This is a genomic window from Paracoccus sanguinis, assembly GCF_900106665.1.
In the GTDB taxonomy this organism is placed as follows: domain Bacteria; phylum Pseudomonadota; class Alphaproteobacteria; order Rhodobacterales; family Rhodobacteraceae; genus Paracoccus; species Paracoccus panacisoli.
In genome coordinates this window covers 634575-661190 of the sequence record NZ_FNNA01000002.1, presented here as the reverse complement: position 1 = coordinate 661190, position 26616 = coordinate 634575, and the positions used below count along the sequence as shown (strand labels likewise).

Sequence of the window (26616 nt, the reverse complement as noted above, 5' to 3'; positions counted from 1 at the left end):
CGGGGTTGCGCCGCGCGCGCCCTCTGGGTCTAAGGCGGGATGCCCGGACATATCGTCTGCACCCCGCGAGTTCAAGGACGACACGCCGTGACCGACCGTTCCGCCTCTGCCCCGCCCGGTCCCGCGACCGACTACCGCGACGCGCCGATCCGCCGCTTCGGGCGGATCAACTGGCTCGGCCTGCGGACGCTGGCCACGCGCGAGGTCATGCGCTTCCTCGCCGTCTGGCAGCAGACGATCTTTGCCCCGCTGATGACGGCGGGGCTGTTCGTCACCGTCTTCGCGCTCGCGCTGGGCGAGGGGCGGACGGTGATGGGGCTACCCTACCTCGCCTTCGTGGGCCCCGGCATCCTGATGATGACCGTGATCCAGAACGCCTTCGCCAACTCGTCCTCGTCGATCATCTCGGCCAAGATGCAGGGCAACATCGTCGACACGCTGATGCCGCCCCTGTCGGCGGGCGAGATCCTGACCGGCTATCTGCTCGGCAGCCTCGCGCGGGCGCTGATCGTGGCGGTCGTGATCGGCATCGGCATGGCGCTGGTCCTGGGGCAGGCGCCGGCGCATCCGCTGTGGGCGCTGGCCTTCGTCAGCGTGGGGGCGCTGATGCTGGGGGGCCTCGGCGTGATCGCCGGGATCGTGGCGCAGAAGTTCGACCAGATGGCGGCGATCACCAACTTCATCGTCACGCCGCTGTCGTTCCTGTCGGGCACCTTTTACTCGGTCGAGGCGCTGCCCGAGCCGTTCCGCACCCTCTCGCACTGGAACCCCATCTTCTACCTGATCGACGGGGCGCGCTACGGCTTCGCCGGCGTCAGCGACGCGCCGCCCGAGCGTGGCCTCGCGGTGTGTCTGCTGGCGGCGGCGCTGGTCATCGGGCTGGGCTGGCGCTGGCTCAGGATCGGCTACCGGATGAAGCCGTGAGGGGGAGGCGCCCAACCCCGCTTGCGCCCGACCCCGCTTGCGCCCGCCCCCGCCCGGCGCTAACGCTGCGTCCCATGACGAGCCGCACTGCCCTGCGACGCTGACCGCGTCCCGCCTTGCCCCCCGGTCCTGCCGGCCGGGGCCGTTGCCGTCACCACCCCGCACGAACCAGAGGACCGACCCATGATCGACGCCGTCCTGCCGACCTACAACCGCGCGCCCCTTGCCTTCGAGCGGGGCGAGGGGGCCTGGGCCATCACCGCGGACGGCACGCGATACCTCGACCTCGGGGCCGGGATCGCGGTCAATGCGCTGGGCCACGCCAACCCCGATCTGGTCGCGGCGCTGACCGCGCAGGCGGGGCGGATCTGGCACGTCTCGAACCTCTACCAGATCCCCGAGCAGCAGCGGCTGGCCGAGATGCTGGTGGACAAGACCTTCGCCGACACGGTGTTCGTGACGAACTCGGGGACCGAGGCGGCCGAACTCGCCATCAAGATGGTGCGGCACTACTGGTACCATCACGGCCAGCCCGAGCGGATCGAGATCCTGACCTTCGAGGGGGCGTTCCACGGCCGCTCGACCGGCGCCATCGCGGCGGCGGGGTCCGAGAAGATGGTCAAGGGCTTCGGCCCGCTGATGCCGGGGTTCCGGCAGCTGCCGTGGGGCGACATCGCGGCGCTCAAGGCCGCGATCAGCGACACGACGGCGGCGGTGATGCTGGAACCCGTGCAGGGCGAGGGCGGCATCCGCCCGCTGCCCGAGGCCGACCTGCGCGAGATCCGGGCGCTCTGCGACCAGACCGGGGCACTGCTGGTGCTGGACGAGGTGCAGTGCGGGATGGGCCGGACCGGCAAGCTCTTTGCCCATGAATGGGCGGGGATCACCCCGGACATCATGATGGTCGCCAAGGGCATCGGCGGCGGCTTCCCGCTGGGCGCGGTGCTGGCGACCGAGCAGGCGGCCGAGGGGATGGTCGCGGGCACCCACGGCTCGACCTACGGCGGCAACCCGCTGGCCTGCGCGGTCGGCGCGAAGGTGATGGAGATCGTGGCCGACGACGATTTCCTGGCCGAGGTGCGGCGCAAGGGCGGGCTGATGCGCCAGAAGCTCGAGGGGCTGGTGGCAGCCCACCCCGAGGTGTTCGAGGCGGTGCGCGGCGAGGGGCTGATGCTGGGCCTCAAGTGCAAGGTCGCGCCGGCGGACGTGGTGAAGGCCGGCTATGCCGAGCATCTGCTGACCGTTCCGGCGGCCGACAACGTGCTGCGCCTGCTGCCGCCGCTGACGATCACCGACGACGAGATCGGTGAGGCGGTGGCGCGGCTCGACCGGGCCGCGGGGCGGCTCGGCTGAGGTTTCTTTCCGGCCCGACGACCCGGTCGGCGGTCCGTGGTTGCCGACCGTCGGCCGGGTATTTTTCCCAAGTAGAAGCGGGCCTCAGGCCAGCTCGTGCGGCCAGGGCGGATCGGCGCCGGGGCGCGAGACGGTGACGGCCGCGACCCGGCTTGCGTGCGCCAGCGCGGTGTCGAGCGTGGCGGCGTCGAGTTCGGCCAGCCGGGGCAGCGCCCCCGCGCGGTCGAGCGCGTCGAGGAGGCCGGCGTTGAAGCTGTCGCCCGCACCGATGCTGTCGGCGACGGTGACGGGGCGGGACGGGGCCGCGCGGCGCAGGGTGGGGGTGTGGCCCACCGCGCCCGCCGCGCCGGCGGTGATCAGCACCAGCCTCACGCCGCGGGCGAGGAGGCGACGCGCGGCCTCGTCCGGCGACGCGCTGGGCCAGAGCCAGCCGGCGTCGTCGGCCGAAAGCTTGACGATCGCCGCCAGCCCGAACAGCCGGTCGAGCCGGGCGCGATAGGCTGCCGGGTCGGCGATGAAGGCGGGCCGGATGTTGGGGTCGATCATCACCGGCACGCCTGTGCGGGCAGCGCGGGTGGCGAGCGTCTCGACCGTCGCCCCGCACGGCTCGGCGGCAAGGCTGATGCCGCCGATGAAAAGCGCCGCGAGCGTGGGCGGCAGCGGCGGCAGGTCGGTCTCGGCAAACAGGCGCCCGGCGCTGCCCTCGTCGTGGAAGATGTAGCTCGCCTCGCCGTCCTGCAGCCGCACCTCGGCGCGGGTGGTGGGGCGGTCGGGGCGCGGGCAGCGCGCGGTGTCCACACCCGCCTCGGCCAGCGGGGCGAGCAGCCGGGCGCCGAACGCGTCGGTCGAGATCGGCCAGAGGAACGCCGCCGGCGCGCCGAGCCGGCCAAGCGCCAGCGCGGTGTTCCAGACCGCCCCACCGGGGACCGGGCGGATCGTGCCGTCCGGGCCGGGGATCAGGTCGATGAGCGCCTCGCCCGTGCAGAGGATCATGGGTGCGGCCTGTAGGCGGTTTGGTGGCGGGGGTGAGGGTCGGGCAGCCGATCCTGACCGCGCGGCGGACGGCGGGTCAATAGCCGCGGATGACGTAGTCGCCGCCGGGGGAGAGCCCGCCCGGCAGGCCGTAGCCCGGCGGCATCTCGTAGCCCTGTTGCAGGGGCGCCGTGCCGATCTGGATATAGCCGCTCTCCTGCCCCAGCCACAGTAGCGCCGCGATGGCGAGCGCGGCGGCGAGGACGGCGAAGGCGATCTTCCACACCGACCACGGCCGGTCGCCCTGCACTCGCCCCGACTGGCCGTTGACCACGAAGCGGTAGGAGTTGCCGTTGTACTTGTAGGCGGCGAGCCAGACGGGCAGCAGGATGTGCTTGAAGGTCTCTGCCGAGAAGTCGGTCTCGACCGCCTCGATCTGCTGGACGTCGCCACCGATGTCGCGGCGCACGTCGGTGGCGATCACGCCGGCCATCTCGGCCCGGGCGACGCCGTGGCCGTCGGCGAGCGCCACGGTGTAGCCCTCGGCCCCGAAGCCCGCGAGGTACTGCGGGTCGTAGCTCGCAAGATGCGAGAGATCCCACGGCGCCAGCGCGTCGGTGAAGCGGCGCGGCAGCGCGGTCGAGGCCAGCACGAGCACGTCGTTGAAGCGGCGCGCGACGCTGCCCGCGGCGCGCGTCCAGCGGGTGCGCATCACCTGCTGGGGCACCTGCTGGGTGCGGCCGTTGACCTGCCGTGTGACGTAGACCGTTTCGAAATAGTGGTCGCCGCGCAGGCCGCGGTAGCGGCTGCGGGTGTCGGCGTCGAAGGTCCAGAAGGGGGAATAGACCCCCTGCATCCGCCGCCCGCGGCGGGCGTAGCGCACCAGCCCCGAGGGCGCGAACCACAGCCCCTTCAGCCAGTCGTCGAGCGCCGCGCGGGCCTGCGCCTCGGTCAGCACGAAGGGCAGCACGCCCTGCGGCTTGAGCATCCGCGCCGCCCCGGTGTCGGTGACCACGGGCGTCGCGCAGAAGGGGCAGAGGCTGGCGTGGGTGTCGCCCGACTGCTCCATCCGCGCGCCGCAGTTGGGGCAGGACACGGTGCGGACGGTCTGGGTCAGATCGCTCGACTGGTCGAGGCGCAGCCCCTGCGCGAGCGGGATCTCGGCCAGTTCGGGGGATTTGTGGCTCGCGTCCCACTGGATCGCGCGGCCGGTCGAGGGCTCGCGCAGCAGGACATCCTGCCCGTCCGGTCCGCCCGCCGACTGGCGCGCCGGGGCGCGGCCGGCGCCGGGCGAGATCGCCTGGGTGTGGCCGCAATAGGGGCAGGTCAGCGCGTTCTGCCCCGGCGCGAAGGCGAGGCTCGCGCCGCAGTTCTCGCACGGGAAGCGGTGTTCGATCTGGGGCGTGGGCATCGGCGGTCCGCGCGAAAGGCGAGGGCGGGGTGAGTGAGGGGCCGGGCGGCGGCCCCTCAAGGTGCTGAGTTCAGCGCTGCGGCAGGGGCGGGGGCAGCATGGTGAAGAGCTGGGCGAGCGCGGGCACCTCGTCGGCCTCTTTCCAGCCGTCCTGGCCCGGGGTCCAGACCAGCGTGTCGCGGGTGAAACGGCCCTCGTTCATCAGCCGCCCGAGGTCGGCCTTGCCAAAGGGCCCCGACGCCGCCCCGTCGAGCGCGACGTGCCAGACGGTGTCGGAGGCAGGCGCGGGGCCCGCGATCATGCCGGGCTGCGGGGCCGGTGCGGGCGCGGCGGGCACGGCCTGCGGGATCTGCCCCCACGGGCCGCGCGCGCCCTGCTGCGCGGCCATCCCCATCCCGAGCGCCGCGCCCATTCCAGCGCCGAGCCCCGCGCCCATGCCGCCGTCGCGGTTCGAGGCGTTCAGCATCGCCTCGGACTGGGCGTAGCGGCCGAAGCGGTCGAGATCGCCCACGATCCCGATCGAGGTGCGCTTGTCGAGCATCCGCTCGACCTCGTCGGGCAGGCTGATGTTCTCGATGTAGAACTCAGGCAGCGTCAGGCCGTATTGCGCGACGGTCGGGCCGATGGCCTTGGCGACCATCTGGCCGAGCTGCTGGGTGTTCGCCGCCATGTCGAGCACCGGGATGCCCGACGAGGCGATGAGGCGCGAGAACTCCTGCACGATCACGTTGCGGAGCTGGAAGGCGATCTCGTCGGCGGTGAATTCGCCGTCGGTGCCGACGATCTCGCGCATGAAGGCGGCGGGGTCGGTGACGCGCATCGAGTAGGTGCCGAAGGCGCGCAGCCGCACCGGCCCGAACTCGGGGTCGCGGGCGATGACCGGGTTGCGGGTGCCCCACTTCAGGTCGTTGAAGCGGGTGGTGTTGACGAAATAGATCTCGGACTTGAAGGGCGAGCGGAAGCCGTGGTCCCAGTGCTGGAGCCGGGTCAGGATCGGCATGTTGTTCGTCTCGAGCATGTAGAGCCCGGGGCCGAACACATCGGCGAGCTGGCCCTCGTGGACGAAGACCGCCGCCTGCCCCTCGCGCACCGTCAGCTTGGCGCCGTACTTGATCGCCCGGCCGCGGGTCTCATAGCGCCAGACCATCGTGTCGCGGGTGTCGTCCACCCATTCGATGACGTCGATGAACTCGCCGGTCAGGAAGTCGAGGACCATGGTTTCCTCCGTTCGGGGTGTCGTGGGCGGGACGGGCCCGGTGGGTCGTGGATCAGGTCGGTGGGGGAACGCGCCGCGGGCGGCGCCGTTCCGGGGCGGCAGAGCGCATCAGGGCAGCATCTCGGCGGCGATCGTCTGGACGATGGGCCGGGCCTCGGCCTCGGTCATGCCGGGGCGCAGGCGGGGGTCGTAGAGCATTTTGAGCAGCAGCTCGTCGTGGCGGGTGAGGAAGGCGAATTCCTCGTCGTCGTTGAAGATCGAGGGGCGGGCGTCGGGGCTGTCGTTGGCCAGACCCATGCCCTGCGCGAGCTCTTCGTGGACGCAGCTCGTCCGCAGGCGCTGCGGCAGCTCGGCCCGGATCACCGCCACCGCGTTGGAGTAGGCGGCGCCGGCGCCGGGCGAGTAGGCGAAGACGGTGCAGTAGTTCTGCGGCGAGAGCCGCTCGATCGCGGCGAGGTCGGCGCGGGGGATGCCGGGGATCAGCTCGGCCACCCGCGGGCCGATGGCGCGGCGCTCGTCCTCGGAGAGGACCAGCACGACGAAGTTGCCACCCGCGCCGGCCATCGAGACGGGGTGGCCCGAGATGCGCGCGAGCCGGGCGGCGTAGTCGCCGATCGTCGCGCGGTCGCGGATGCGGGTCGCCTCGGGGACGGACTCGCCGAACTCGACGGTCAGGGTCACCGGGCGGTCCCAGCGGCGCAGCGGCGCGGGGTGGGCGCCGGGGACGAGGCGCCCGGCGGCGTTCATCTGGTATTCGTCGCGCAGCGCGATCTGGACGAAATCCTCGGCCAGCTTGGCGGCGCCGACCTTGATCCCGGCCCCGTCGTCGGTCCGCAGAAGGCCGCGGGCGAGGAGCGTGTCCTCGATGTTTTCGAGATACTGCGCCATCGTGGCGCTGGCGGTCGTGGGCGGCGCGCTGGCGGCCTTGGCGCGGGCGCGCGCGGCCTCGGCGCGGTCGCGGCGCAGCTGGGCCTGGGTCGCGGCCTCGGGGCGCGGCAGCGGCGGGGGGACGGCGGCGGGCCGGGCGGCGGGGGCCGGGGCGGGGACCGACGGCGGCGCGGGCGCGGGTGCCTCGGGCGCGCAGGCCGAGAGGGCGAGGGCGGTGAGCGCCGCCAGCCCGGCGCCGCGGACGGTGCGGGGCGCGGGACGGGCCGCGAGAGACCGACCCGGCGCGGGGGCGACGGGGCGGCGGGCGGGGGCGAGAGGCGGGGTCATTCGATCCGAGGGCACGCGAGGGGAAGGGGTCAGGGTCAGCCGCGCGGCCGCGCCGGGGTGGCCGTCGCGGGGGCTGCGCCCATCGCCGTCGGCGCAGAGGCGCGGGCGCGCGAAGCGGCGAGGGTCTGGCGCAGCTCGGCCTCCATCTTCTGGAGGTCCATCTCGGCGGCGGCGCGGCGGGCCTTGCCTTCGTCGGCGATGCGCAGGCTGTCCTCGATGGTGGCGATCAGCTCGGCGTTGGCGGTGCGGACCGATTCGATGTCGAAGACCCCGCGCTCCATCTCGGTGCGGATGCGGACGTTGGCCTCGCGCAGGTTTTTGGCGTTCGCGGTCAGCAGCTCGTTGGTCAGGTCGGTCGCCTGCTTGACGGCGCCCGCGGCCTGCGCGCCGCGCTGGATCGTCACCGCCTGCGCCAGCTGGGTTTCCCAGAGCGGCACGGTGTTGACCAGCGTCGAGGAGATCTTGGTCACCAGCGACTTGTCGTTTTCCTGCACCAGCCGGATCGAGGGCAGCGACTGCATCGTGACCTGCCGCGTCAGCTTGAGGTCGTGGACCCGCCGCTCGAGATCGTCGCGGAGCGCGCGCAGGTCGCGCAGTTGCTGGGCCGCGATCACGTCGCCGTCGGTGGCGTCGGCGGCGACCTTGCGCTCGGTCGCGGGGATGGTCTCGGCGTCGAGTTCGCGCAGCTTTTCCTCGCCCGCGGCGATGTAGAGGGCGAGCTCGTCGTAGAAGTCGAGCGTGCGCTCATAGAGCACGTCGAGCGACTTGATGTCCTTCAACAGCCGGTGCTGGTGGGTGTCGAGGTCGGCGGTGATGCGGTCGATCTGGCCCTGCACCTGCTCGTAGTTGGCGACGAACTTGGCGAAGGGCGCGGCGCGGCCGGTCAGGCGTTCCCACCACGAGCGCTCGCGCCGGACGTCGAGTTCCGAGATCGAGAAGCCGCGGATGGTCGAGACGATGTCGCGCAGGCTGTCGCCGGCCGGGCCCACGTCCTTGTTCTTGACGTCGGCCAGCATGGACTGGCTGATCTCCTGCAGGCCCGACTGGGCGCGGCTGCCGAAATGGACGATCGAGGTCGTGTCGGAGAGGTCGATCTCGGCCATGCGGCGGCGGATTTCCTCGGCCACCGGGGGGGCGGCTTCGGCCAGCGGGGCCACGGGCGGGGCGGGTTCGGGCAGGACCACGGCGGTCACGGCCTCGAGTTCGGGCAGCGCAGCCTCGGCGCGGGCTTGGGTCTGGGTGCTCATCGGGGGTCCCCTTGTGGCCGGTTCGAGGGCTGGGCGGCGGGCGAAGCTGCGGGCTGCCGCGGGCCGAAGTATCGCGCGATCAACAGGATATGGCCAGTAAAGTTCCGCCCCCTCGGCCCCGGCCGGCGGGGGGCGGGGGCGATCACGCGGTTGTGCGCGGCCGGGGGGAGGTGGCAGCCGGCGGCTGGCGCGCGTTGCGCGGGCGGGGCGGCCTGTGTATGGAGCGTCGTTGCACGATTGGTGGAAGGAACATCATGCGCAGGGTCGTCGTCACCGGGCTGGGGATGGTCACGCCGCTGGCGTGCGGGGTCGAGGAAACATGGTCGCGGCTGCTCGAGGGGCAGTCGGGGGCGGGGCCGATCACCCGCTTCGATGCCGCGAACGTGGTCACGACCTATGCCTGCGAGATCCCGTTCGGCGACGGCGCGGACGGCAGCTTCAACCCCGACGACTGGATGGAGCCGAAGGACCGCCGCAAGGTGGACGACTTCATTCTCTACGGCATGGCCGCGGCGACGCAGGCGGTGGCCGACAGCGGCTGGACCCCTGACACCGACGAGGCGCGCGAGCGCACCGGGGTGATGATCGGTTCGGGCATCGGCGGGCTGACCTCGATCGCCGAGACCGCCGTGCTGATCAAGGAGCGCGGCCCCAAGCGGGTGTCGCCGTTCTTCATTCCGGGCGCGCTGATCAACCTCGTGAGCGGGCAGGTGTCGATCCGCTTCGGCTTCAAGGGGCCGAACCATGCGGTGGTGACGGCGTGCTCGACCGGCGCCCACGCCATCGGCGACGCGGCGCGGCTGATCGCGCTGGGGGATGCCGACGTGATGGTGGCGGGCGGCGCCGAGGCGCCGATCAGCGAGATCGGCATCGCCGGGTTCAACGCCTGCAAGGCGCTGTCCACCAAGCGCGCGGACGACCCCAAGGCGGCGAGCCGCCCGTGGGACGCCGACCGCGACGGGTTCGTCATGGGCGAGGGGGCGGGCGTCGTCGTGCTGGAGGAATATGAGCACGCCAAGGCCCGCGGCGCGAAGATCTATGCCGAGGTTCTGGGCTACGGGCTCTCGGGCGACGCCTATCACATCACCGCGCCGAGCGAGGACGGGGATGGCGGGTTCCGGTCGATGTCGGCGGCGCTGAAGCGTGCCGGGCTCGGGCCGGAGGCGCTCGACTACATCAACGCGCATGGGACGAGCACCATGGCCGACGTGATCGAGCTGGGCGCGGTCGAGCGGCTGCTCGGCGATCATGCGCGCAACGTCACCATGTCCTCGACGAAATCCTCGATCGGGCATCTGCTCGGTGCGGCGGGCGCGGTCGAGGCGATCTTCTGCATCCTTGCCATCCGCGACCAGATCGCGCCGCCGACGATCAACCTGGACGATCCGGTGCAGGAGACGCCCATCGACCTCGCCGCCAACGCCGCCGTGCGGCGCAGGATCGACGTGACGCTGTCCAACAGCTTCGGCTTCGGCGGCACCAACGCGAGCCTCGTCATCGGCAAGGTGCGCGACTGATGTGGCGCGCCATCGCCTCGAACGCGCTGACGCTGCTGGTCGTGCTGCTGGTCGGCGTCGCCGTGGCGGTGGCGTGGGGGCGCAACGCCTATGTCGCGCCGGGGCCGAGTGCAGCCGCGCAGTGCATCGAGATCCCGCAGGGCGCCAAGCTCGACGCAGTGAGCAAGCAGCTCGGGGCGCAGGGGGCGATCAGCTCGCCCTATATCCTGCGCACCGGGGCGGATTACGCGGGCAAGGCGGGGCAGCTGAAATACGGGAGCTACCTGGTGCCGCCGCACGCCAGCATGGCCGAGATCGTGGACACGATCACCGCCGGCGGCCCCTCGACCTGCGGGACCGAGGTGATCTTTCGGGTCGGCGTGCGCGAGAACGCGGTGGTGCTGCGCGACCTCAACCCCGCGAGCGGGCGTTATGAGGACCGGGTGAAGTACGACCCGGCGAAGGAACAGGCGCCCGAGGCCATCGTGCAGGCCGAGGCCAAGCCCGGCGCCCGGCTGCGGGTCGCGGTGGCCGAGGGCACCACCGTCTGGCAGGTGGTCGAGGGGCTGAAGCTCGCCGGGTTCCTCGACGGGGCGACGGGGCCGCTGCCGCCCGAGGGGGCGCTGGCGCCGGACACCTATGAGGTCAACCGCGGCGGCAACCGGCGCGAGCTGATCGACCGGATGCGCGCGGCGCAGCAGGCGATCCTGACCCGGGCGTGGGAGGCGCGGCCGTTCGGCCTGCCCTACAAGACCCCCGAGGAGGCGCTGACCATGGCCTCGATCGTGGAGAAGGAGACCGGGGTGCCCGACGAGCGGCGCACGGTCGCGGCGGTGTTCGTCAACCGGATGCGCGAGGGGATGCGGCTGCAGACCGACCCGACGGTGATCTATGGCGTCACTGGCGGCAAGGAGGTGCTCGACCGCGGGCTGCGGCGGTCCGAGCTGAACCGCAAGACGCCCTACAACACCTATCAGATCGACGGGCTGCCGCCGACGCCGATCGCCAACCCCGGACGGGCGGCGATCGAGGCGGCGCTGGCGCCTGACGAGTCGCCCTATCTGTACTTCGTCGCCGACGGCTCGGGCGGGCACGCCTTTGCCCGGACGCTGGCCGAGCACGAGGCGAACGTGGCCCGCTGGCGCGAGATCGAGCGGGCGCAGGGGGCGGATACGGAAAGCCCGGTGCAGACGGACTAACGTGGGCTCTGCGCTGGGCGGGGTGTCTCGGGCGAATCGTCGGGTCGGGGATTCGGGCCGGAAAGAGGGCCCGAGTCGGGTCGGGTTTCGGGCGGCTGCGCGGCAGAAAGCGCGGGGTGTTGCGGCCGGGACGCTGGGGTGTTGCGTGCTGCAAGTTGCTGATTTCCAATGTGGAAATTAGTAAACTCGCCGCCCGGACCGGCGTTGCGGATTGACTTTGCGCACGGTCCCGGATACACATTCGACATGCTGGGAGAGATGGGCAAGCGGCCGGGGCGATGAGCCCGCGGGCCGCTTTTTCGTTTCTCGCTCGTGCGGACAGGCACCGAGGGGCAGGGCATCACCATATGGACATGAGGCACGACACCGGGCGCGAGCCGCCCGGCGCAGGACCGTTCGTCGCCGGGGGTGAGGGCGAGGGACTGGACGCACGGTTGAGCGGCGGGCCTCTGGCCCCCGAGGTGGCGATCGACGTGGCGGGGGACATCTTCCGCGAGGTCGCCGAGGAGCTGCACAAGCTGCGGATCGGCATCCGACGCGGTGAGGTGGAGCAGGCGGACAAGACGGGCAAGGCGGTGCGCGACCTGAGGGTGGCGACCGCGCTCGTGCTGGAGGAAAGGACGCGCGTTGACAAACTTCGCAAGGACATTGCCGGAGACGTCGGGCCGGGCACGCTCGACCTCGACGCCGCACGCGACGAGATCGGGCGCCGCCTGGCTTGCCTGCGCCGCGCCGGAGGAGGTTGATGCCTTCATTGCCGGGCTCTCGGACAACGCGCTGGCGAGCCTGCCGTGGCTGTTCGAGTTCTGGGCGCTGCCGCATCAGCTGCCGCCCGAGGGGGACTGGAAGTCCTGGGTGATCATGGGCGGGCGCGGCGCGGGCAAGACCCGCGCCGGGTCCGAGTGGGTGCGCGCGCAAGTCGAGGGCGCGACACCCGAGGCGCCGGGGCGGGCGCGCCGGGTGGCGTTGGTGGCCGAGACCTTCGATCAGGGGCGCGACGTGATGGTGATGGGGGACTCGGGCATCCTCGCCTGTTCGCCCCCCGACCGGCGGCCGGTGTGGGAGGCGGGGCGGCGGCGCCTCGTCTGGCCGAACGGGGCGACCGCGACGGTCTATTCGGCGCATGAGCCCGAGGCGCTGCGCGGGCCGCAGTTCGACGCGGCCTGGGTCGACGAGCTGGCCAAGTGGAAGAAGGCCGAGGACGCCTGGGACATGCTGCAGTTCGCGCTGCGGCTGGGCGAGAACCCGCAACAGGTGGTCACGACCACGCCGCGCAACGTCAGCGTGCTCAAGACGATCCTCCGCAACCCCTCGACGGTGGTGACGCACGCGCCGACGGACGCCAACCGGGCCTATCTGGCCGAGAGCTTCCTGACCGAGGTGCAAGCGCGCTATGCCGGCACGCGGCTCGGGCGGCAGGAGCTGGAGGGCGTGCTGCTCGACGATGTCGAGGGGGCGCTGTGGACGACGGCGATGCTCGAGGGCTGCCGGGTGGACGCGGCGCCGAAGCTCGACCGGATCGTGGTGGCAGTCGACCCGGCGGTGACGGGCGGCGCGGGCAGCGACGAGTGCGGGATCGTGGTCGCGGGCGTCCAGTGCGAGGGGCCGCCGCAGGACTGGCGGGCGGTCGTGCTTGAGGATGCGAGCGTGCGGGGCGGGCCGACGGAGTGGGCGCGGGCCGCCATCGCCGCGATGGAACGGCATGGGGCGGAGCGGCTGGTGGCCGAGGTCAACCAGGGCGGCGATCTGGTCGAGAGCGTGATCCGGCAGGTCGACCCGCTGGTGCCGTTCCGCGGCCTCAGGGCCGGGCGCGGAAAGGGCCTGCGGGCCGAGCCGGTGGCGGCGCTCTATGAGCAGGGGCGCATCCGGCACCTGCGGGGCGGCGGCCTCGGCGCGCTCGAGGACCAGATGTGCCGGATGACGGTCAGGGGCTTCGAGGGGCGCGGCTCGCCCGACCGGCTGGATGCCTTGGTCTGGGCGATCCACGCGCTGATGATCGAGCCTGCGCAGGCGTGGCGGCGCCCGCAGGTGCGGGGGCTGTGAGAGTGCGCTGAGCCTCCCCCCTCGGGCTGGACCCAAATATCCCGGGGGTCCGGGGGCAGCGCCCCCGGGCGGCACGCGCCGGCGAGACAAGCGAAACAGGGCCGCGGGAGCGCGGCGGGGCCGTCCCGGCGGGGGCGGCTTTTTTCATCGACAGGAGGCACGCATGGCGATGCGGTGGTTCGGGCGGCGCGGGCCGCAGGCGGAAGCGGCGGGGCTCTCGGACAGCGGCGGCGGCGGCGGCGGCGCCGTCGGGGCCGAGGCCGTGCCGGTGGCGCCGGTGGGGGCGCTGGCGTCGCCGGCCGAGTGGAAGTCGAGCGCCGCGCCGCTGGGCGGCGTGGTGGCGCAGGGGCCGTGGCAGGGCGCGGTCGCCCGCGCCGTGGCCGGGATGCGGGACGGGGGCACGCTGACGCGGGCCGGGTTCATCGGCAACCCGGTGGGCTTCCGCGCCGTCAAGCTGATCGCCGAGGCGGCGGCGGCGGTGCCGCTCGTCTGCCAGGACGCGCGGCGGCGCTATGAGGTGCACCCGGTCATCGACCTGCTGCGCCGGCCCAACCCAGGCCAGGGGCGGGCCGAGCTCTTCGAGGCGCTGTTCGGGCAGCTGCTGCTGAGCGGCAACGCCTTCGTCGAGGCGGTGCCGGACGACACCGGCGGCGGCGTCTCCGGTCTGCCGGGCGAGCTGCACGTGCTGCGCTCGGACCGGGTGAGCGTGGTGCCGGGGCCGGATGGCTGGCCCATCGGCTATGACTACGCGGTGGGCGGGCGGCGGGTGCGGTTCGACATGACCGGCAGCCCCGACCCGATCTGCCACATCCGCAGCTTCCATCCGCTCGACGACCACTACGGCCTCTCGCCCCTGCAGGCGGCGGCGACGGCGATCGAGGTGCACAGCGCGGCGAGCCAGTGGTCGCGGGCGCTGCTGGAGAACGCGGCGCGGCCCTCGGGCGCCATTGTCTATCGCGGCGGCGACGGGCAGGGGGTGCTGGCGCCCGAGCAGTACGAGCGGCTGGTCGAGGAGATGGAGGCGCATCACCAGGGCGCGCGCAACGCCGGGCGGCCGATGCTGCTGGAAGGTGGGCTCGACTGGAAGCCGATGGGGTTCAGCCCTGCGGACATGGAGTTCCACGAGACCAAGCTGGCCGCGGCCCGCGAGGTGGCGATGGCCTTCGGGGTGCCGCCGATGCTGATCGGCATCCCCGGCGAGGCGACCTATGCCAACTATGCCGAGGCCAACCGGGCCTTCTACCGGCTGACGGTGCTGCCGCTGGCGACGCGGGTGGCCGCGAGCCTCGGGTGGTTTCTCAGCGAGCATCTGGGCGAGGAGGTCGATCTGAAGCCGGACCTCGACCAGATCCCGGCGCTGGCGGCCGAGCGCGACCAGCACTGGGCGCGGGTGGGGGCGGCGAGCTTCCTGACCGACGCCGAGAAGCGGGCGGCGCTGGGGCTGCCGCCGCTGGGGCTGACGGCGCGGGGGGAGGGTTGAGATGGAGGGGTCGAAGTTCATCGACCGGCCCTCGATCTGGCACGAGCAGAAACTCGAGGCGCAGGAGCGGATCATGGCCTTGCAGTTCGGACAGGTGGACCGGCGGCTCGAGCGGATCGAGGCGCTGATCGAGGGGCTGGAGCGGCGGCTGTGGATGACGGTGTACGGCGTGGTGGCCGTGATCCTCACGCAGGCCGTGCAGTCGATCTTGCAGTTTGCGCCGAAGGGGGGCTGAGGGGATGCGGATGGACGATCTGGGGCTGGAGCTGAAGTTCGCGGGTGGCGCGCCGGTGCTGACCGAGACCGAGGCGGGCGGCCATGTCATCGAGGGCTATGCGAGCCTCTTCGGGGTCGCCGACCAGGGCGGCGACGTGGTGGCGCCGGGGGCCTATGCGGCGAGCCTCAAGCGGCTCGCGGACACGGGCGACAAGGTGCGGATGCTCTGGCAGCACGACCCGGGCCAGCCGATCGGGATCTGGGACGAGGTGCGCGAGGACGGCCGCGGCCTGTGGGTCAGGGGCCGGCTTCTGCCCGAGGTGGCGCGGGCCCGCGAGGCGGCGGCGCTGGTGGCGGCGGGGGCGATCGACGGGCTGTCGATCGGCTATCGCACCGTCCGGGCCGAGCGCGACGAGACCGGGCGGCGGGTGCTGGCCGAGGTCGAGCTGTGGGAGGTGTCGCTGGTGACCTTCCCGATGCTGCGCGAGGCCAAGGTGGCGGGCAAGTCCGACGACCCCGGCGCGGCCGCGGACGAGGCGGCGGCGCTGGTCGAGGCGCTGCGGGCCGCGACCGAGGCGCTGCGCGGGGCGCGGTAAGCGGCCCCCTTTTTCACGCATGAGGCCCGGGCGGGCCGGGCGGCGGGACGGCGGGGCGGTGGCCCGCGCCGGGCCTGCGGCTGCGGCCCGCCCCCTGGGCAGATGGGTACGGCAGCGGGCGGGGCGCACCCGCGACGCCGGACGGCAGGCGGCCCCCCGACGGGATCGGGGGCCGCCTTTTTCGCGCGGCAACGACGACGAGGAGAGACGGCAATGACCGAGAGGACGGCCCGGGCGGCCGGGGTTCCCGGCGGCACGCCGGACGGCGTGAGCGGGGCGATGGCCGAGTTCGTCAACGAACTCAAGGGCTTTCGCGCTGACATCGAAGAGAAACTGCAAGCACAGGACAAACGCATGACCATGCTGGACCGCAAGACCGCGCTGCGCGGCCGTTCGCCGCTGTCGCACTCGGCCGAGACCGAGGCGCCGCACCAGAAAGCCTTTGCCGCCTATCTGCGGCGCGGCGACGACAGCGCGCTGCGCGGGCTTGCGCTCGAGGAAAAGGCGATGGCGGTGGCGACCGACGGCGGCTATCTGGCCGCGCCGACGATCTCGGACGGGGTGCAGGCGGCGCTGCGGGCGACCGGCTCGCTCAGGGCGCTGGCCAACGTGGTGCAGGTCGAGGGCGGCAGCTACGAGGTGCTGCTTGACAAGTCGGACATCGGCGGGGCCTGGGTCAGCGAGACCACGGCCACCGAGACCGACAGCCCGCAGGTGGACAAGATCGTGGTCCCGCTGCACGAGCTGGCGGCGATGCCGAAGGCGACGCAGCGGCTGCTGGACGACGCGTCGTTCGACCTCGAGGGGTGGCTGGCCGAGCGGATCGCCGAGAAGTTCGCCCGCGCCGAGGCGACCGCGTTCATCAACGGCAACGGGTCGGACAAGCCGCGCGGCATCATGACCGCGGCGATGGCGCCGAACGCCACCGCGACCGAGATGCAGGTGGGCATGATCAACACCGGCGTGGCGGGCGACTTCCCCGCCGCGGCGCCGGCGAACGTGCTGATCGACCTCGTCTATGCGCTGGCCGCGCCCTATCGCGCCAACGCCACCTTCCTGATGAACAGCCGGGTGGCCGGGCTGATCCGCAAGATGCGCGACGGCGACGGGCGCTATCTGTGGACCGACAGCCTGGCGGCGGGTGAGCCGGCGCGGCTGCTCGGCTATCCGGTGATGATCTCGGAGGACATGCCGCCGCTGGGCGGGGGGTCGAAGTCGGTGGCCTTCGGCGACTTCCGCCGCGCCTACACCATCGCCGAGCGCGCCGACCTGCGCATCCTGCGTGACCCGTTCTCGGCCAAGCCGCACGTGCTGTTCTACGCCACCAAGCGGGTGGGCGGGAACGTCGTCGATCCGCGTGCCTACAAGGTGCTGAACTTCTCTGCCTGACGGGCGGCGAAGGGGGTCGCGGTGGCGGTCGGCCGGACCGGCCAAGCCATCTGTCCGCGCGCGCTGCGGCCGATCAGCGGCCGCCGCGACCCCGCTTTTCATCAACGGCTGCTGCGGAGGCACGGAGGTTACGGAAATGTTGCTCGTCGAGGAAACGGCGCCGGCGCCGGAGGCGCTGCCGGTGGCGGCGCTCAGGCGCCATCTGCGCCTGGGATCGGGGTTCGAGCCGATCGAGGACGAGACCGAGGAGGCGGCGCTGGCGGGGTTCCTGCGCGCAGCCATCGCCACGGTCGAGGCGCGCACCGGCAAGGTGCTGCTGACGCGGGTGTTCCGGCTGCGGCTGGAGGACTGGCGCGACCCCGCCGGCCAGCCGCTGCCGCTGGCCCCGGCGCTGGCGGTGGTCGCGGTCGAGATGACGGATGCCGCGGGCGAGACCGTCGCGGTTTCGCCCGCGCGGTTCCGGCTGATCCCCGACAGCCAGCGGCCGATCCTCGCCCCGGTCGGGGCGGGCGAACTGCCGATGGTGCCGATCGGCGGCCATGTCACGGTGCGGTTCCAGGCCGGCTTCGGCACGAGCTGGGACCGGGTGCCGGGCGATCTGGCGCAGGCGGTGATGATGCTCGCCGCCCGCTACTACGAGGACCGCGGCTTCGACGGTGGCCAGAACCTCGCGCTGCCGCACGGGGTGGGGGCGCTGATCGAGCGCTGGCGCGCGGTCCGCACGCTCGCCGGCCGGGGCGGGCGGGCATGAGCGCGCCGCGGCTGACGGTGCCGCTGGTCCTTGAGGCGCCGGGGCGGGTGGCGGACGGGATGGGCGGCTATCGCACGGACTGGACGCGGCTCGGCATCCTCTACGGGCGGATGCGTGCCGGGGCGGGGGCCGAGCGGCAGGCCGAGGTCGGGGCCGAGAGCGTGGTGGCCTGGCGCATCACCCTGCGCGCCGCCCGGCTGGGCGATCCGCGCCGGCCCCGGCCGGGGCAGCGGTTCCGGATGGGGGCCCGGGTCTTTCCGATCGAGGCGGTGGCCGAGGCGGACGGCGCGGGCCTGTGGCTCGACTGTGTTGCACGCGAGGAGAGGTTGTCATGAGCCTATCGGCTTCGGCGGCATTGCAGGCCGCCGTCTATCAGGCGCTGCGCGCCGACCCGGGACTGGGGGCGTTGGTCGGCGACGCGGTCTTCGACGCGATGCCGGTGACGGCGCCGACGGGCACGCACGTGGCGCTCGGCCCCGAGGACGTGGCGGATGCGGGCGACATGACCGGCGGGGGCGCGCGGCATGATTTCGTCGTCTCGGTCCTGTCGGGGTCCGAGGACGGGGGCGGCTTCGGCCCGGTCAAGGCGGCCGCCGCGGCGGTCGTGGCGGCGCTCGAGGACGGCGCCCTGACGCTCGAGCACGGCCATCTGGCCGGCTTGTGGTTCGTCGCCGCGCGGGCGCGGCGGTCGGACGGCGGGGCCGGGCGGCGCGTGGACATGACGTTCCGGGCCCGCATCGACCTGGGTCTCAACGCAGCTTGAAGGAGGGTCACAGCATGGCTGTGCAGAACGGACGCGATCTGTTGATCAAGATGGACATGACCGGCACCGGCAGTTTCGAGACCATCGCGGGGCTGCGCGCCACGCGGCTGGGCTTCAACGCCGAGACGATCGACGTGACCTCGACCGCGAGCCCCGGAGGCTGGCGCGAGCTGCTGGGCGGGGCGGGGATCCGCTCGGCCTCGATCTCGGGCTCGGGCGTGTTCCGGGACGCCGCGACCGACGAGCGGGCGCGGCAACTGTTCTTCGACGGCGAGGTGCCGCGCTGCCAGGTGGTCGTGCCGGGGTTCGGCACGGTCGAGGGGCCGTTCCAGATCACCGGGCTGGAATACGCCGGCAGCTACAACGGCGAGGCGACCTATGAGCTGTCGCTCGCCTCGGCCGGGGCGCTGACCTTCGTGGCGGCGGTGTGATGGGCAACCCCCATCGCGGCGAGGTGACGGTGCTGCTGGACGGCGTGCCGCACAAGGCGCGGCTGACGCTGGGGGCGCTGGCGGGGCTTGAGGCGGACCTGGGCGCGGACAGCCTGATCGGGCTGATCGAGCGGTTCGAGAGCGGCCGGTTCGCCAGCCGCGACGTGCTGGCGGTGCTGGTCGCCGGGCTCAGGGGCGGCGGCTGGCAGGGCGGGCCAGAGGCGCTGATGACGGTCGAGATCGGCGGCGGCCCGGTGGGCGCGGCGCGGGCCGCGGCCGAGCTGCTGGCGCGGGCGTTTCATGGCGCCGCGTGAGGGCGATGGCGGGGCGGCGGGCGGCGGGGCGGCGGGCGGGGAGGCTGGCTTTGAGGCGGGCCGCCCCGCGGGGGGACTCGACTGGGCCGGGCTGATGCGGGCCGGGCTGACGCGGGCGAGCCTCGGCGGGCTGGGGCTCGCGCCGCGGGAGTTCTGGGATCTGACCCCGGCCGAGCTGGCGCTGATGCTGGGGATCGAGCCGGGGCGCGGCGGCGGCATGAGCCGCGCCGGGCTGGAGGCGCTGATGGCGCGGTTCCCCGATGCGCCCGCGGGCGGGGACTGACGCGCGCCGGGGCTGACGCGCGCCGGGACTGACACGAGGAGAGGCAGATGGCGGACAAGGACGGGTTTGCGGCCGGCGGCTTGGCAGGCGGCGGAGGGCGCGACGGGTTCGAGCGGCTGGGCGAGCGGCTGGACCAGTCGGGGCGGATCACCGCCGCCTTCGAGACCGAACTGGGGCGGCTGTCGCAGGTGATGGCGCAGACCGGGCGCGAGGTGACGACGTTGACCTCTGGCTTCGGCGGCGGGCTGCGGCGGGCCTTCGAGGGGGTGGTGTTCGACGGGATGAAGCTGTCGGACGCGCTCAAGGGGATCGCGCGGAACATGGCTGACACGGTGTTCGCCGTGGCCATGCGGCCGGTGCAGCAGGCGGTGGCGGGCGCGCTCGCGCAGGGGGTGAGCGGGTTCGTGTCGGGGGCGATGCCCTTCGCGCTGGGCGGGGCGTTCACCCAAGGGAGGGTGATGCCGTTCGCGCGGGGCGGGATCGTGACCCAGCCCACGCATTTCCCGATGCGCGGCGCAACCGGGCTGATGGGCGAGGCCGGGCCCGAGGCGATCATGCCGCTGCGCCGCGGCGCCGACGGGCGGCTGGGCGTCGCCGCCGCCGGCGCGGGCGGGCGGCCGGTCAACGTGACCTTCAACGTCTCGACCCCCGATGTCGCCGGGTTCCGGCGCAGCCAGGGGCAGATCGCGGCCAGCCTCGGACGGGCGCTGGCGCGGGGTGAAAGGAACGCATGATGGCATTTCACGAGGTCCGGTTCCCGCCCAAGCTGTCCTTCGGGTCGCTGGGCGGGCCTGAGCGGCGCACCGAGATCGTCACGCTGAGCAACGGCTTCGAGGAGCGGAACTCTCCGTGGGCGCATTCGCGCCGCCGGTATGACGCGGGGGTGGGGCTGCAGAGCCTCGACGACATGGCGGCGCTGATCGCGTTCTTCGAGGCGCGGGCGGGGCAGCTGCACGGGTTCCGCTGGAAGGACTGGGCGGATTACAGCTCGGCCCTGCCGAGCTGGGCGGTGAGCGCGGGCGATCAGCTGATCGGGCGCGGCGACGGGCGGACGGTGCGGTTCGCGCTGTCGAAGCTCTATCGCTCGGGCGAGGCGAGCTATCGCCGGCCGATCGCCAAGCCGGTGGCGGGGACGGTGAAGCTGGCCATCGGCGACGTGGAGCTGGTCGAGGGCACGGATTTCACCGTCGATCTGACGACCGGCGAGGTGACGCTCGCCGTCGCGCCGATGATGGATGCGCCGGTGACGGCGGGGTTCGAGTTCGACGTGCCGGTGCGGTTCGACACCGACCGGATCGCGGTGTCGGTCGCCTCGTTCGAGGCGGGCGAGGTGCCGCAGGTGCCGGTGGTCGAGGTGCGGCAATGACCGAGGTGGTGACGACGCTCGCCCGCGCCTGGGCGGTGACGCGGGCCGACGGGATGGTGCTGGGGTTCACCGACCACGACGCGGGGCTGAGCTTCGAGGGCATTGCCTTTCGTCCCGACGCGGGGCTGACGGCGCAGGCCCTGGTGCAGGGGCTGGGCCTCGCGGTGGACAACACCGAGGCGCAGGGGGTGCTGTCGGATGACGCGATCACCGCCGCGGACCTCGGCGCCGGCCGCTGGGACGGCGCGGAGGTGCGGCTGTGGGAGGTGGACTGGACCGCCCCCGCCAACCGCCGGCTGGTGTTCCGCGGGAGCCTCGGTGAGGTGACGCTGGCGCAGGGTGCCTATCGGGCCGAGCTGCGGGGTCTCGCCGAAGCGCTGAACCGTCCGCAGGGGCGGGTCTATCACGCCCGCTGCGCGGCCCGGCTGGGCGACGGCGCCTGCCGCTTCGACACCACGCGCGAGGGGTATCGGGCCGAGGGGCGCATCGCCTCGCTGGCCGAGGGCGGGGCGCGGCTGGCGCTGGCCGAGGTGCCGGCGCATGAGGCCGGGTGGTTCGAGCACGGGCGGGTCGAGTTCCTCGACGGGCCGGCGCAGGGCCTCGAGGGCTGGGTCAAGATCGACGCGATGCCGGCCGCGGGGGTGCGGGCGGTCGAGCTGTGGACGGCGCCGGGCGCGGTGCCGGCGGTGGGCGACCGGGTGCGGCTGATCGCGGGCTGCGACAAGCGGGCCGAGACCTGCCGGATGAAGTTCCTCAACTTCCTCAACTTCCGCGGTTTTCCGCATCTGCCGCCCGAGGACTGGTTGATCTCGCCGCAGGCGCATGGGGGCGGGCGGTGAGCGGCGCGGGCGCGCGGGCGGTGGCGGCGGCGCGGCTGTGGCTGGGGACGCCCTATGTGCACCAGGCCTCGGCGCAGGGCGCGGGCAGCGACTGCCTGGGGCTGGTGCGGGGGGTGTGGCGGGCGCTCTACGGCGCCGAGCCGGAGCGGCCGCCGGCCTACAGCGCCGACTGGGGCGAGGTGGGGGACGCGGAGCTTTTGTGGCAGGCGGCGCTGCGGCACCTGATCCCCGTGGCCGAGGGCGCGCCCGCCGAGGTGGGCGAGGTGCTGCTGTTCCGGATGCGGGGCGGGGCGATTGCCAAGCATCTGGGCATCCGGGCGGCGCTGGATAGCGCGCCGGGCGGGGCGCGGTTCATCCATGCCTATGAGCGGCACGGAGTGGTGGAAAGCCCGCTCTCGGGGCCCTGGGCCGCGCGGATCGCGGCGCGGTTCCGCTGGCCCGAGGCGGGCTGACGCCGCTCGCCGGGCGGCAGGGCGGGGCCGCAGGACGGGACGAGTTCAAGGAGGAAGGCGATGGCGACGATACTTCTCGCGGCGGCGGGCGCCTCGGTCGGGGCGGGCTTCGGCGGCACCATGCTGGGGCTGACCGGCGCGGTGATCGGCCGGGCCGTCGGCGCGACCATCGGCCGGGTCATCGACCAGCGGCTGATGGGCGCGGGCGCGAAGCCGGTCGAGACCGGCCGCGTGGACCGGCTGCGGCTGCAGACCGCGGGCGAGGGGACGCCGATCCCGCGCATCTGGGGGCAGATGCGGGTGCCGGGGCACGTCATCTGGGCCTCGCCCGTGACCGAGATCAGCCGCACCGAGGAGGTCGGCGGCAAGGGCGGCAGCGGTCCGAGCGTGACCGAGCTGACCTATCGGGTGAGCCTTGCCATCGCGCTGTGCGAGGGGCCGATCCTGTCGGTCGGCCGCATATGGGCGGACGGCGAGGAGATCGCCGCGGGCGAGCTGAACCTGCGCGTCTATCCGGGCAGCGAGACGCAGCTGCCCGACCCGGCGATCGCCGCGCATGACGGCGAGGCGGCGCCGGCCTATCGCGGGATTGCCTATGTCGTGCTCGAAGAGCTGGCGCTGGAGCGGTGGGGGAACCGGGTGCCGCAGCTCTCGTTCGAGGTTACGCGCGGGGTGAGTGGCGCGGCGTCGCTGGCCGAGAACGTGCAGGCCGTCGCGCTGATCCCCGGGACGGGCGAGTATGCGCTGGCGACCGAGGAGGTCTCGGTCGATCTGGGGCTGGGCGAGACGCGCATCCTCAACCGCAACACGCCGATGGGAGGGACGGATTTCGAGGTCTCGCTGGCCACGCTGGGGCGCGAGTTGCCGCGGGTGGGGTCGGTGTCGGTGGTGGTGTCGTGGTTCGGCGACGATCTGCGGGTGAACCACTGCACGGTGCGGCCCAAGGTCGAGCAGACCGAGCAGGACGGCGCCGGGATGGCCTGGCGCGCGGGCGGGATCGGGCGGGCGGCGGCGGGCGAGATCGCGCGCCGGGACGGGCGGTCGATCTATGGCGGCACGCCCGCGGACGAGTCCGTCGTGCAGGCGATCCGGGCGGTACGCGCGGCGGGGAAGGCCGCGGTGTTCTATCCGTTCATCCTGATGGAGCAACTGCCGGGCAACGGGCGCCCCGATCCGTGGAGCGGCGCGGCCGACCAGCCGGTGATGCCGTGGCGGGGGCGGATCACCAGCTCGGTGGCCGCCGGCCGGGACGGCTCGCCCGACGGGACGACGGCGGCGGACGCCGAGGTGGCGGCGTTCTTCGGCACCGCGGCGCCCGGAGATTTCCGGGTCGAGGGCGGGCGGGTCGTCTATGGCGGGCCGGACGAGTGGTCCTATCGGCGCTTCATCCTGCATTATGCGCATCTCTGTGCGCTGGCCGGCGGGATCGAAGCCTTTCTGATCGGCTCGGAAATGATCGGGCTGACGCAGATCCGCGGGGCGGTGCACCGCTATCCGGCCGTCGCGGCGCTGCGGCAGTTGGCGGCGGACGTGCGCGGCATCCTCGGGCCCGGGGTGAAGCTCGGCTATGCGGCGGACTGGAGCGAGTATTTCGGCCATCACCCGGGCGGGGACGAGGCGGTGTTCCACCTCGACCCCCTGTGGGGGGATGCCAACATCGACTTCGTCGGCATCGACAACTACATGCCGCTGTCGGACTGGCGCGAGGGCGAGACGCATCTCGATGCCGGCTGGGGGGATGTCCACAACGTCGATTACCTGCGCGCCAACGTTTGCGGCGGCGAGGGGTATGACTGGTATTATGCCAGCGACGCCGACCGGACCGCGCAACGGCGCACCCCCATCTCCGACGGGCAGGGGGAGCCGTGGATCTGGCGCTACAAGGACCTGCGCGGGTGGTGGTCGAACTGGCATTATGACCGCGGCCCGGGGGGCGGGCGCTCGGACGCGCCGACCGCCTGGGTGCCGGGGTCGAAGCCGATCTGGTTCACCGAATACGGCTGCGCGGCGCTCGACAAGGCCACCAACCAGCCCAACAAGTTCCTGGATGCGATGAGCAGCGAGTCGATGCTGCCGTGGCATTCGGACGGGCGGCGCGACGATTCGATCCAGGCGGCCTATGTCGAGGCGGTGACGTCCTACTGGGGCGATCCGGGCAACAACCCGCTGCGCGCCGACGGCAAGGGGCGGATGGTCGAGTTGTCGCGCGCCCATGTCTGGGCGTGGGATGCGCGGCCCTATCCGGCGTTTCCGGGGCGCGACGACCTGTGGTCGGACGGCCCGGCATGGGAGCGCGGGCACTGGCTGAACGGCCGCGCCACGGCGCTGCCGCTGGGCGACGTGGTGGCCGACATCTGCCGCCGCTCGGGGCTCGACGGCGTGGACGTGAGCGGCCTGTGGGGCATCGTGCGCGGCTATGCGGTCAGCGGGACCGAGAGCGCGCGGGCGGCGCTGCAGCCGCTGATGCTCACGCACGGGTTCGATGCGGTCGAGCGGGAGGGCGCGCTGCGCTTCGTCATGCGCGACGGGCGGCTGGACGGGACGGTGCCGCTTGAGGAACTGGCGGTGGTCGAGGAGGCGCCGGGGCTGGAGGTCACCCGGGCGCCGGCGGCCGAGCTGGTCGGCCGGGTGCGGCTGAGCCATGTCGAGACGGGCGCCGATCACGCGATCCGCACCGCCGAGGCGGTGCTGCCCGATGCGGCGGCCATCGCGGTGTCGGACAGCGACGTGCCGATGGCCCTGACGCGGGGCGAGGGGCACGCGGTGGCGGCCGGCTGGCTCGCCGAGGCGCGGGTCGCGCAGGAGGTGGCGCGGTTCGCGCTGCCGCCCTCGCGCGCGCATCTCGGGCCGGGGGACGTGGTGGCGCTGGGCGACGACGCCACCCGCTGGCGCATCGACCGGGTCGAGCGGGCGGGGGCGACGATCGTCGATGCGGTGCGGATCGAGCCGGGGGTCTATCGCCCGGCGCCGCAGCCGCTCGAGGGGCCGCGGGTGGCACGGCACGTCCCCGCGGGGCCGGTCTGGCCGGTGTTCCTGGACCTGCCGCTGCTGCGCGGCACCGAGGCGCCGCACGCGCCGCATCTGGCGGCGACGGCGACCCCCTGGCCGGGGGCGGTGCGGGCGTGGTGCGCGGTGGATGAGGCGGGCGGCTATGCGCCGAACGTGATCCTCAGCCGCCGCTCGGTCATGGGGGTGACACTGGCGCCGCTGGCGGCGGCGCGGCCGGGGGTGCTGGACCGGGGCGCGCCGCTCAGGGTGCGGGTCAAGGGCGGCAACCTGCGCTCGGTCACGCCCGAGGCGCTGCTGGCGGGGGCCAACGTCATGGCGATCGGCGACGGCTCGGCCGGCAACTGGGAGGTGATGCAGTTCACCACCGCGACGCTCGTCGCGCCGGGAGAGTGGGAGATCGCCGGCCGGCTGCGCGGGCAGGCCGGGACGGACGCGGTGGCGCCGGCGGTCTGGCCGGCGGGCAGCGTGGTCGTGCTGCTCGACGGCGCGGCGCGGCAGGTCGAGCTGCCACCCGACGCGCGCGGCCAGTTGCGGCACTGGCGCATCGGGCCGGCGAGCCGGTCGCCGGACGATCCCGCCTATCGCCAGCGCGACGAGGCCTTTGCCGGGATCGGCCTCAGGCCGCTCTCGCCCTGTCATCTGCGCGTCCGCGACGGCCGGGCCGCGTGGGTGCGGCGCACCCGGATCGGCGGCGACGGCTGGGACGGGTACGACGTGCCGCTGGGCGAGAGCGTCGAGCGCTATCTCGTCACCGCCGCGCAGGGCGGGCGCGAGATCGCCCGCGAGGTGGTGCGCGAGCCGTTCTGGGCGCTGAACGGCGCCGTGCAACAGGCGGCGCTCGCCCCGGGCGGGGTCGAGATCGCGGTCGCGCAACTGTCGGATGTCTTCGGGCCGGGCCCGTCTGCAAGGAGCGTTTATCATGGCTGAACAAACCACCCTGCGTTGCGGCCTGCCGCTGCTGCAACCGGCGCAGGCGCAAAAGCACGTCACCGTCAACGAGGCGCTGATGCGGCTTGACGGGCTGGTGAACCTGGTGCTGCAGAGCGCGACGACCGCCGCCCCTCCGGCGACGGTCACGGACGGGCTGTGCTTTGCGGTGCCCTTTGCCGCGAGCGGCGCGTGGGCGGGGCAAGACGGGCGGATCGCCGTCGGCAGCAACGGGGGGTGGGTGTTCGTCGCCCCCTCGCGCGGGCAGCAGGCATTCGTGGCCGACCGCGGGGTGACGGCGATCTGGACCGGCAGCGCCTGGGCGGCGGGAGCGCTGACGATGGGCGCCTTTGGCGCGGGGCTGAGCGCTGGGCTGATCGAGGCCGACGTGGGGGTGGCCGCGGGGACCGGCTTTGCGTCGGGCGTGAAGGTGCCGGCGCACTCGCTGATCGTGGGCGTCACGGCGCGGGTGACGGAGGCGATCTCCGGCACGCTGACGAGCTGGAGCCTCGGGACGGCCGCGGATGCGGGGCAGTTCGGCTCGGGGTTGGGGAAGGGGCTGAACTCGTGGGCGCAGGGGCTGTTGTCGGCGCCGATGGCCGTCTATGCGCCGCTCGAGCTGCGGCTGACCGCGACGGGCGGCGCCTTTGCCGGCGGACGGGTGCGGATCGCCGTGCATACGCTGGCGCTGCGGCTGCCCGATCCGGTCGCCGCGTGACGCGAG

27 protein-coding genes are annotated in these 26616 nt (G+C 73.3%); 22 read left to right on the top strand and 5 right to left on the bottom strand.

Going from position 1 to position 26616, the window contains the following annotated elements:
* Nucleotides 1-147 precede the first annotated feature (147 nt).
* Together BLW17_RS09705 and BLW17_RS09700 are read left to right on the top strand one after the other, a co-directional pair.
* Nucleotides 148-924, top strand: coding sequence for an ABC transporter permease (locus BLW17_RS09705; RefSeq protein WP_231572865.1), 777 nt, complete (start codon nt 148-150; stop codon nt 922-924).
* Between the two features lie 183 nt (nt 925-1107).
* Nucleotides 1108-2277 (top strand): aspartate aminotransferase family protein, encoded by a 1170-nt coding sequence (locus tag BLW17_RS09700; protein ID WP_036736454.1) that lies wholly within the window; start codon nt 1108-1110, stop codon nt 2275-2277.
* An 84-nt stretch (nt 2278-2361) separates the two neighbouring features.
* On the opposite strand, the gene BLW17_RS09695 is transcribed toward BLW17_RS09700, so the two are convergent.
* From BLW17_RS09695 to BLW17_RS09675, 5 genes are all read right to left on the bottom strand, one after another.
* Entirely contained in the window at nt 2362-3270 is a 909-nt protein-coding gene (locus BLW17_RS09695; protein WP_036736452.1) for a carbohydrate kinase family protein, read from the bottom strand.
* Nucleotides 3271-3346: 76 nt separating this feature from the next.
* Nucleotides 3347-4660 carry a TFIIB-type zinc ribbon-containing protein gene (locus tag BLW17_RS09690; protein WP_231565690.1) on the bottom strand — a complete coding sequence of 438 codons (1314 nt, stop codon included), beginning with the start codon at nt 4658-4660 and terminating at the stop codon, nt 3347-3349.
* 70 nt (nt 4661-4730) lie between these two features.
* Nucleotides 4731-5876, bottom strand: coding sequence for an SPFH domain-containing protein (locus tag BLW17_RS09685; RefSeq protein ID WP_036705079.1), 1146 nt, complete (start codon nt 5874-5876; stop codon nt 4731-4733).
* Between the two features lie 108 nt (nt 5877-5984).
* Complete coding sequence (locus BLW17_RS09680) at nt 5985-7091, bottom strand: DUF2927 domain-containing protein (protein WP_083388353.1); 1107 nt, start codon at nt 7089-7091, stop codon at nt 5985-5987.
* A 35-nt stretch (nt 7092-7126) separates the two neighbouring features.
* On the bottom strand, nt 7127-8338 hold the full coding sequence (locus tag BLW17_RS09675; RefSeq protein ID WP_074826499.1) for a toxic anion resistance protein: 1212 nt from the start codon (nt 8336-8338) through the stop codon (nt 7127-7129).
* 254 nt (nt 8339-8592) lie between these two features.
* Between BLW17_RS09675 and fabF the strand changes: the two genes are divergently transcribed.
* The 20 genes from fabF to BLW17_RS09575 all read left to right on the top strand — a co-directional run bounded on the left by fabF (nt 8593) and on the right by BLW17_RS09575 (nt 26610).
* Nucleotides 8593-9855 carry a beta-ketoacyl-ACP synthase II gene (gene fabF / locus BLW17_RS09670; protein ID WP_036711797.1) on the top strand — a complete coding sequence of 421 codons (1263 nt, stop codon included), beginning with the start codon at nt 8593-8595 and terminating at the stop codon, nt 9853-9855.
* Nucleotides 9855-11033: an endolytic transglycosylase MltG gene (gene mltG / locus BLW17_RS09665; protein ID WP_036703912.1), complete on the top strand. Its 1179-nt coding sequence runs from the start codon at nt 9855-9857 to the stop codon at nt 11031-11033. The genes fabF and mltG overlap by 1 nt, the downstream gene beginning before the upstream one ends.
* A 353-nt stretch (nt 11034-11386) precedes the next feature.
* The gene (locus BLW17_RS09660; protein WP_231555371.1) at nt 11387-11779 is read left to right on the top strand and encodes a permease; all 393 of its coding nucleotides are present in this window, start codon (nt 11387-11389) and stop codon (nt 11777-11779) included.
* Nucleotides 11682-13076 (top strand): DNA-packaging protein, encoded by a 1395-nt coding sequence (locus BLW17_RS09655; protein WP_081969219.1) that lies wholly within the window; start codon nt 11682-11684, stop codon nt 13074-13076. The genes BLW17_RS09660 and BLW17_RS09655 overlap by 98 nt, the downstream gene beginning before the upstream one ends.
* Nucleotides 13077-13239: 163 nt before the next feature.
* Complete coding sequence (locus tag BLW17_RS09650; RefSeq protein WP_231572831.1) at nt 13240-14556, top strand: phage portal protein; 1317 nt, start codon at nt 13240-13242, stop codon at nt 14554-14556.
* Between the two features lies 1 nt (nt 14557).
* Nucleotides 14558-14791 (top strand): GTA head formation protein, RCAP_rcc01685 family, encoded by a 234-nt coding sequence (locus BLW17_RS09645; protein WP_036703910.1) that lies wholly within the window; start codon nt 14558-14560, stop codon nt 14789-14791.
* A 4-nt stretch (nt 14792-14795) separates the two neighbouring features.
* Nucleotides 14796-15368: an HK97 family phage prohead protease gene (locus tag BLW17_RS09640; RefSeq protein ID WP_414811506.1), complete on the top strand. Its 573-nt coding sequence runs from the start codon at nt 14796-14798 to the stop codon at nt 15366-15368.
* A 213-nt stretch (nt 15369-15581) separates the two neighbouring features.
* Nucleotides 15582-16757 (top strand): phage major capsid protein, encoded by a 1176-nt coding sequence (locus BLW17_RS09635; protein ID WP_036711800.1) that lies wholly within the window; start codon nt 15582-15584, stop codon nt 16755-16757.
* A gap of 136 nt (nt 16758-16893) precedes the next feature.
* Nucleotides 16894-17508: a head-tail connector protein gene (locus BLW17_RS09630; RefSeq protein WP_036735613.1), complete on the top strand. Its 615-nt coding sequence runs from the start codon at nt 16894-16896 to the stop codon at nt 17506-17508.
* A complete protein-coding gene (locus tag BLW17_RS09625; protein WP_036735610.1) occupies nt 17505-17843 on the top strand; it encodes a head-tail adaptor protein in 339 nt (112 codons plus the stop codon). The genes BLW17_RS09630 and BLW17_RS09625 overlap by 4 nt, the downstream gene beginning before the upstream one ends.
* Nucleotides 17840-18271 carry a DUF3168 domain-containing protein gene (locus BLW17_RS09620; protein WP_036735608.1) on the top strand — a complete coding sequence of 144 codons (432 nt, stop codon included), beginning with the start codon at nt 17840-17842 and terminating at the stop codon, nt 18269-18271. Before BLW17_RS09625 ends, BLW17_RS09620 begins: the two co-directional genes overlap by 4 nt.
* A 14-nt stretch (nt 18272-18285) precedes the next feature.
* Nucleotides 18286-18702, top strand: a complete 417-nt coding sequence (locus BLW17_RS09615; protein WP_036703899.1) for a phage major tail protein, TP901-1 family — start codon at nt 18286-18288, stop codon at nt 18700-18702.
* Nucleotides 18702-19016, top strand: coding sequence for a gene transfer agent family protein (locus tag BLW17_RS09610; RefSeq protein WP_074826496.1), 315 nt, complete (start codon nt 18702-18704; stop codon nt 19014-19016). Before BLW17_RS09615 ends, BLW17_RS09610 begins: the two co-directional genes overlap by 1 nt.
* On the top strand, nt 19003-19299 hold the full coding sequence (locus BLW17_RS18580) for a phage tail assembly chaperone (RefSeq protein ID WP_083388352.1): 297 nt from the start codon (nt 19003-19005) through the stop codon (nt 19297-19299). The genes BLW17_RS09610 and BLW17_RS18580 overlap by 14 nt, the downstream gene beginning before the upstream one ends.
* Before the next feature lie 47 nt (nt 19300-19346).
* Nucleotides 19347-20033: a phage tail tape measure protein gene (locus BLW17_RS09600; RefSeq protein WP_036730869.1), complete on the top strand. Its 687-nt coding sequence runs from the start codon at nt 19347-19349 to the stop codon at nt 20031-20033.
* Entirely contained in the window at nt 20033-20665 is a 633-nt protein-coding gene (locus BLW17_RS09595) for a DUF2460 domain-containing protein (RefSeq protein ID WP_036730867.1), read from the top strand. The genes BLW17_RS09600 and BLW17_RS09595 overlap by 1 nt, the downstream gene beginning before the upstream one ends.
* Nucleotides 20662-21504: a DUF2163 domain-containing protein gene (locus BLW17_RS09590; RefSeq protein ID WP_036730865.1), complete on the top strand. Its 843-nt coding sequence runs from the start codon at nt 20662-20664 to the stop codon at nt 21502-21504. The genes BLW17_RS09595 and BLW17_RS09590 overlap by 4 nt, the downstream gene beginning before the upstream one ends.
* Entirely contained in the window at nt 21501-21956 is a 456-nt protein-coding gene (locus BLW17_RS09585) for an NlpC/P60 family protein (protein WP_036730863.1), read from the top strand. Before BLW17_RS09590 ends, BLW17_RS09585 begins: the two co-directional genes overlap by 4 nt.
* A 60-nt stretch (nt 21957-22016) precedes the next feature.
* A complete protein-coding gene (locus tag BLW17_RS09580) occupies nt 22017-25892 on the top strand; it encodes a baseplate multidomain protein megatron (RefSeq protein WP_036730861.1) in 3876 nt (1291 codons plus the stop codon).
* The gene (locus tag BLW17_RS09575) at nt 25885-26610 is read left to right on the top strand and encodes a DUF2793 domain-containing protein (RefSeq protein WP_036730859.1); all 726 of its coding nucleotides are present in this window, start codon (nt 25885-25887) and stop codon (nt 26608-26610) included. Before BLW17_RS09580 ends, BLW17_RS09575 begins: the two co-directional genes overlap by 8 nt.
* Nucleotides 26611-26616 lie beyond the last annotated feature (6 nt).

Excerpts from the sequence above, each read along its gene's own strand:
- BLW17_RS09580 (WP_036730861.1), top strand. The coding sequence starts at position 22,017 with ATGGCGACGATACTTCTCGCGGCGGCGGGCGCCTCGGTCGGGGCGGGC.
- BLW17_RS09645 (WP_036703910.1), top strand. The coding sequence starts at position 14,558 with ATGGAGGGGTCGAAGTTCATCGACCGGCCCTCGATCTGGCACGAGCAG.
- BLW17_RS09695 (WP_036736452.1), bottom strand. The coding sequence starts at position 3,270 with ATGATCCTCTGCACGGGCGAGGCGCTCATCGACCTGATCCCCGGCCCG.
- fabF (WP_036711797.1), top strand. The coding sequence starts at position 8,593 with ATGCGCAGGGTCGTCGTCACCGGGCTGGGGATGGTCACGCCGCTGGCG.
- BLW17_RS09600 (WP_036730869.1), top strand. The coding sequence starts at position 19,347 with ATGGCGGACAAGGACGGGTTTGCGGCCGGCGGCTTGGCAGGCGGCGGA.
- BLW17_RS09620 (WP_036735608.1), top strand. The coding sequence starts at position 17,840 with ATGAGCCTATCGGCTTCGGCGGCATTGCAGGCCGCCGTCTATCAGGCG.
- BLW17_RS09575 (WP_036730859.1), top strand. The coding sequence starts at position 25,885 with ATGGCTGAACAAACCACCCTGCGTTGCGGCCTGCCGCTGCTGCAACCG.
- BLW17_RS09625 (WP_036735610.1), top strand. The coding sequence starts at position 17,505 with ATGAGCGCGCCGCGGCTGACGGTGCCGCTGGTCCTTGAGGCGCCGGGG.
- BLW17_RS09675 (WP_074826499.1), bottom strand. The coding sequence starts at position 8,338 with ATGAGCACCCAGACCCAAGCCCGCGCCGAGGCTGCGCTGCCCGAACTC.
- BLW17_RS09700 (WP_036736454.1), top strand. The coding sequence starts at position 1,108 with ATGATCGACGCCGTCCTGCCGACCTACAACCGCGCGCCCCTTGCCTTC.
- BLW17_RS09685 (WP_036705079.1), bottom strand. The coding sequence starts at position 5,876 with ATGGTCCTCGACTTCCTGACCGGCGAGTTCATCGACGTCATCGAATGG.
- BLW17_RS09595 (WP_036730867.1), top strand. The coding sequence starts at position 20,033 with ATGGCATTTCACGAGGTCCGGTTCCCGCCCAAGCTGTCCTTCGGGTCG.
- BLW17_RS18580 (WP_083388352.1), top strand. The coding sequence starts at position 19,003 with ATGGCGCCGCGTGAGGGCGATGGCGGGGCGGCGGGCGGCGGGGCGGCG.
- mltG (WP_036703912.1), top strand. The coding sequence starts at position 9,855 with ATGTGGCGCGCCATCGCCTCGAACGCGCTGACGCTGCTGGTCGTGCTG.
- BLW17_RS09615 (WP_036703899.1), top strand. The coding sequence starts at position 18,286 with ATGGCTGTGCAGAACGGACGCGATCTGTTGATCAAGATGGACATGACC.
- BLW17_RS09635 (WP_036711800.1), top strand. The coding sequence starts at position 15,582 with ATGACCGAGAGGACGGCCCGGGCGGCCGGGGTTCCCGGCGGCACGCCG.
- BLW17_RS09690 (WP_231565690.1), bottom strand. The coding sequence starts at position 4,660 with ATGCCCACGCCCCAGATCGAACACCGCTTCCCGTGCGAGAACTGCGGC.
- BLW17_RS09610 (WP_074826496.1), top strand. The coding sequence starts at position 18,702 with ATGGGCAACCCCCATCGCGGCGAGGTGACGGTGCTGCTGGACGGCGTG.
- BLW17_RS09650 (WP_231572831.1), top strand. The coding sequence starts at position 13,240 with ATGGCGATGCGGTGGTTCGGGCGGCGCGGGCCGCAGGCGGAAGCGGCG.
- BLW17_RS09630 (WP_036735613.1), top strand. The coding sequence starts at position 16,894 with ATGTTGCTCGTCGAGGAAACGGCGCCGGCGCCGGAGGCGCTGCCGGTG.
- BLW17_RS09680 (WP_083388353.1), bottom strand. The coding sequence starts at position 7,091 with ATGACCCCGCCTCTCGCCCCCGCCCGCCGCCCCGTCGCCCCCGCGCCG.
- BLW17_RS09640 (WP_414811506.1), top strand. The coding sequence starts at position 14,796 with ATGCGGATGGACGATCTGGGGCTGGAGCTGAAGTTCGCGGGTGGCGCG.
- BLW17_RS09660 (WP_231555371.1), top strand. The coding sequence starts at position 11,387 with ATGAGGCACGACACCGGGCGCGAGCCGCCCGGCGCAGGACCGTTCGTC.
- BLW17_RS09590 (WP_036730865.1), top strand. The coding sequence starts at position 20,662 with ATGACCGAGGTGGTGACGACGCTCGCCCGCGCCTGGGCGGTGACGCGG.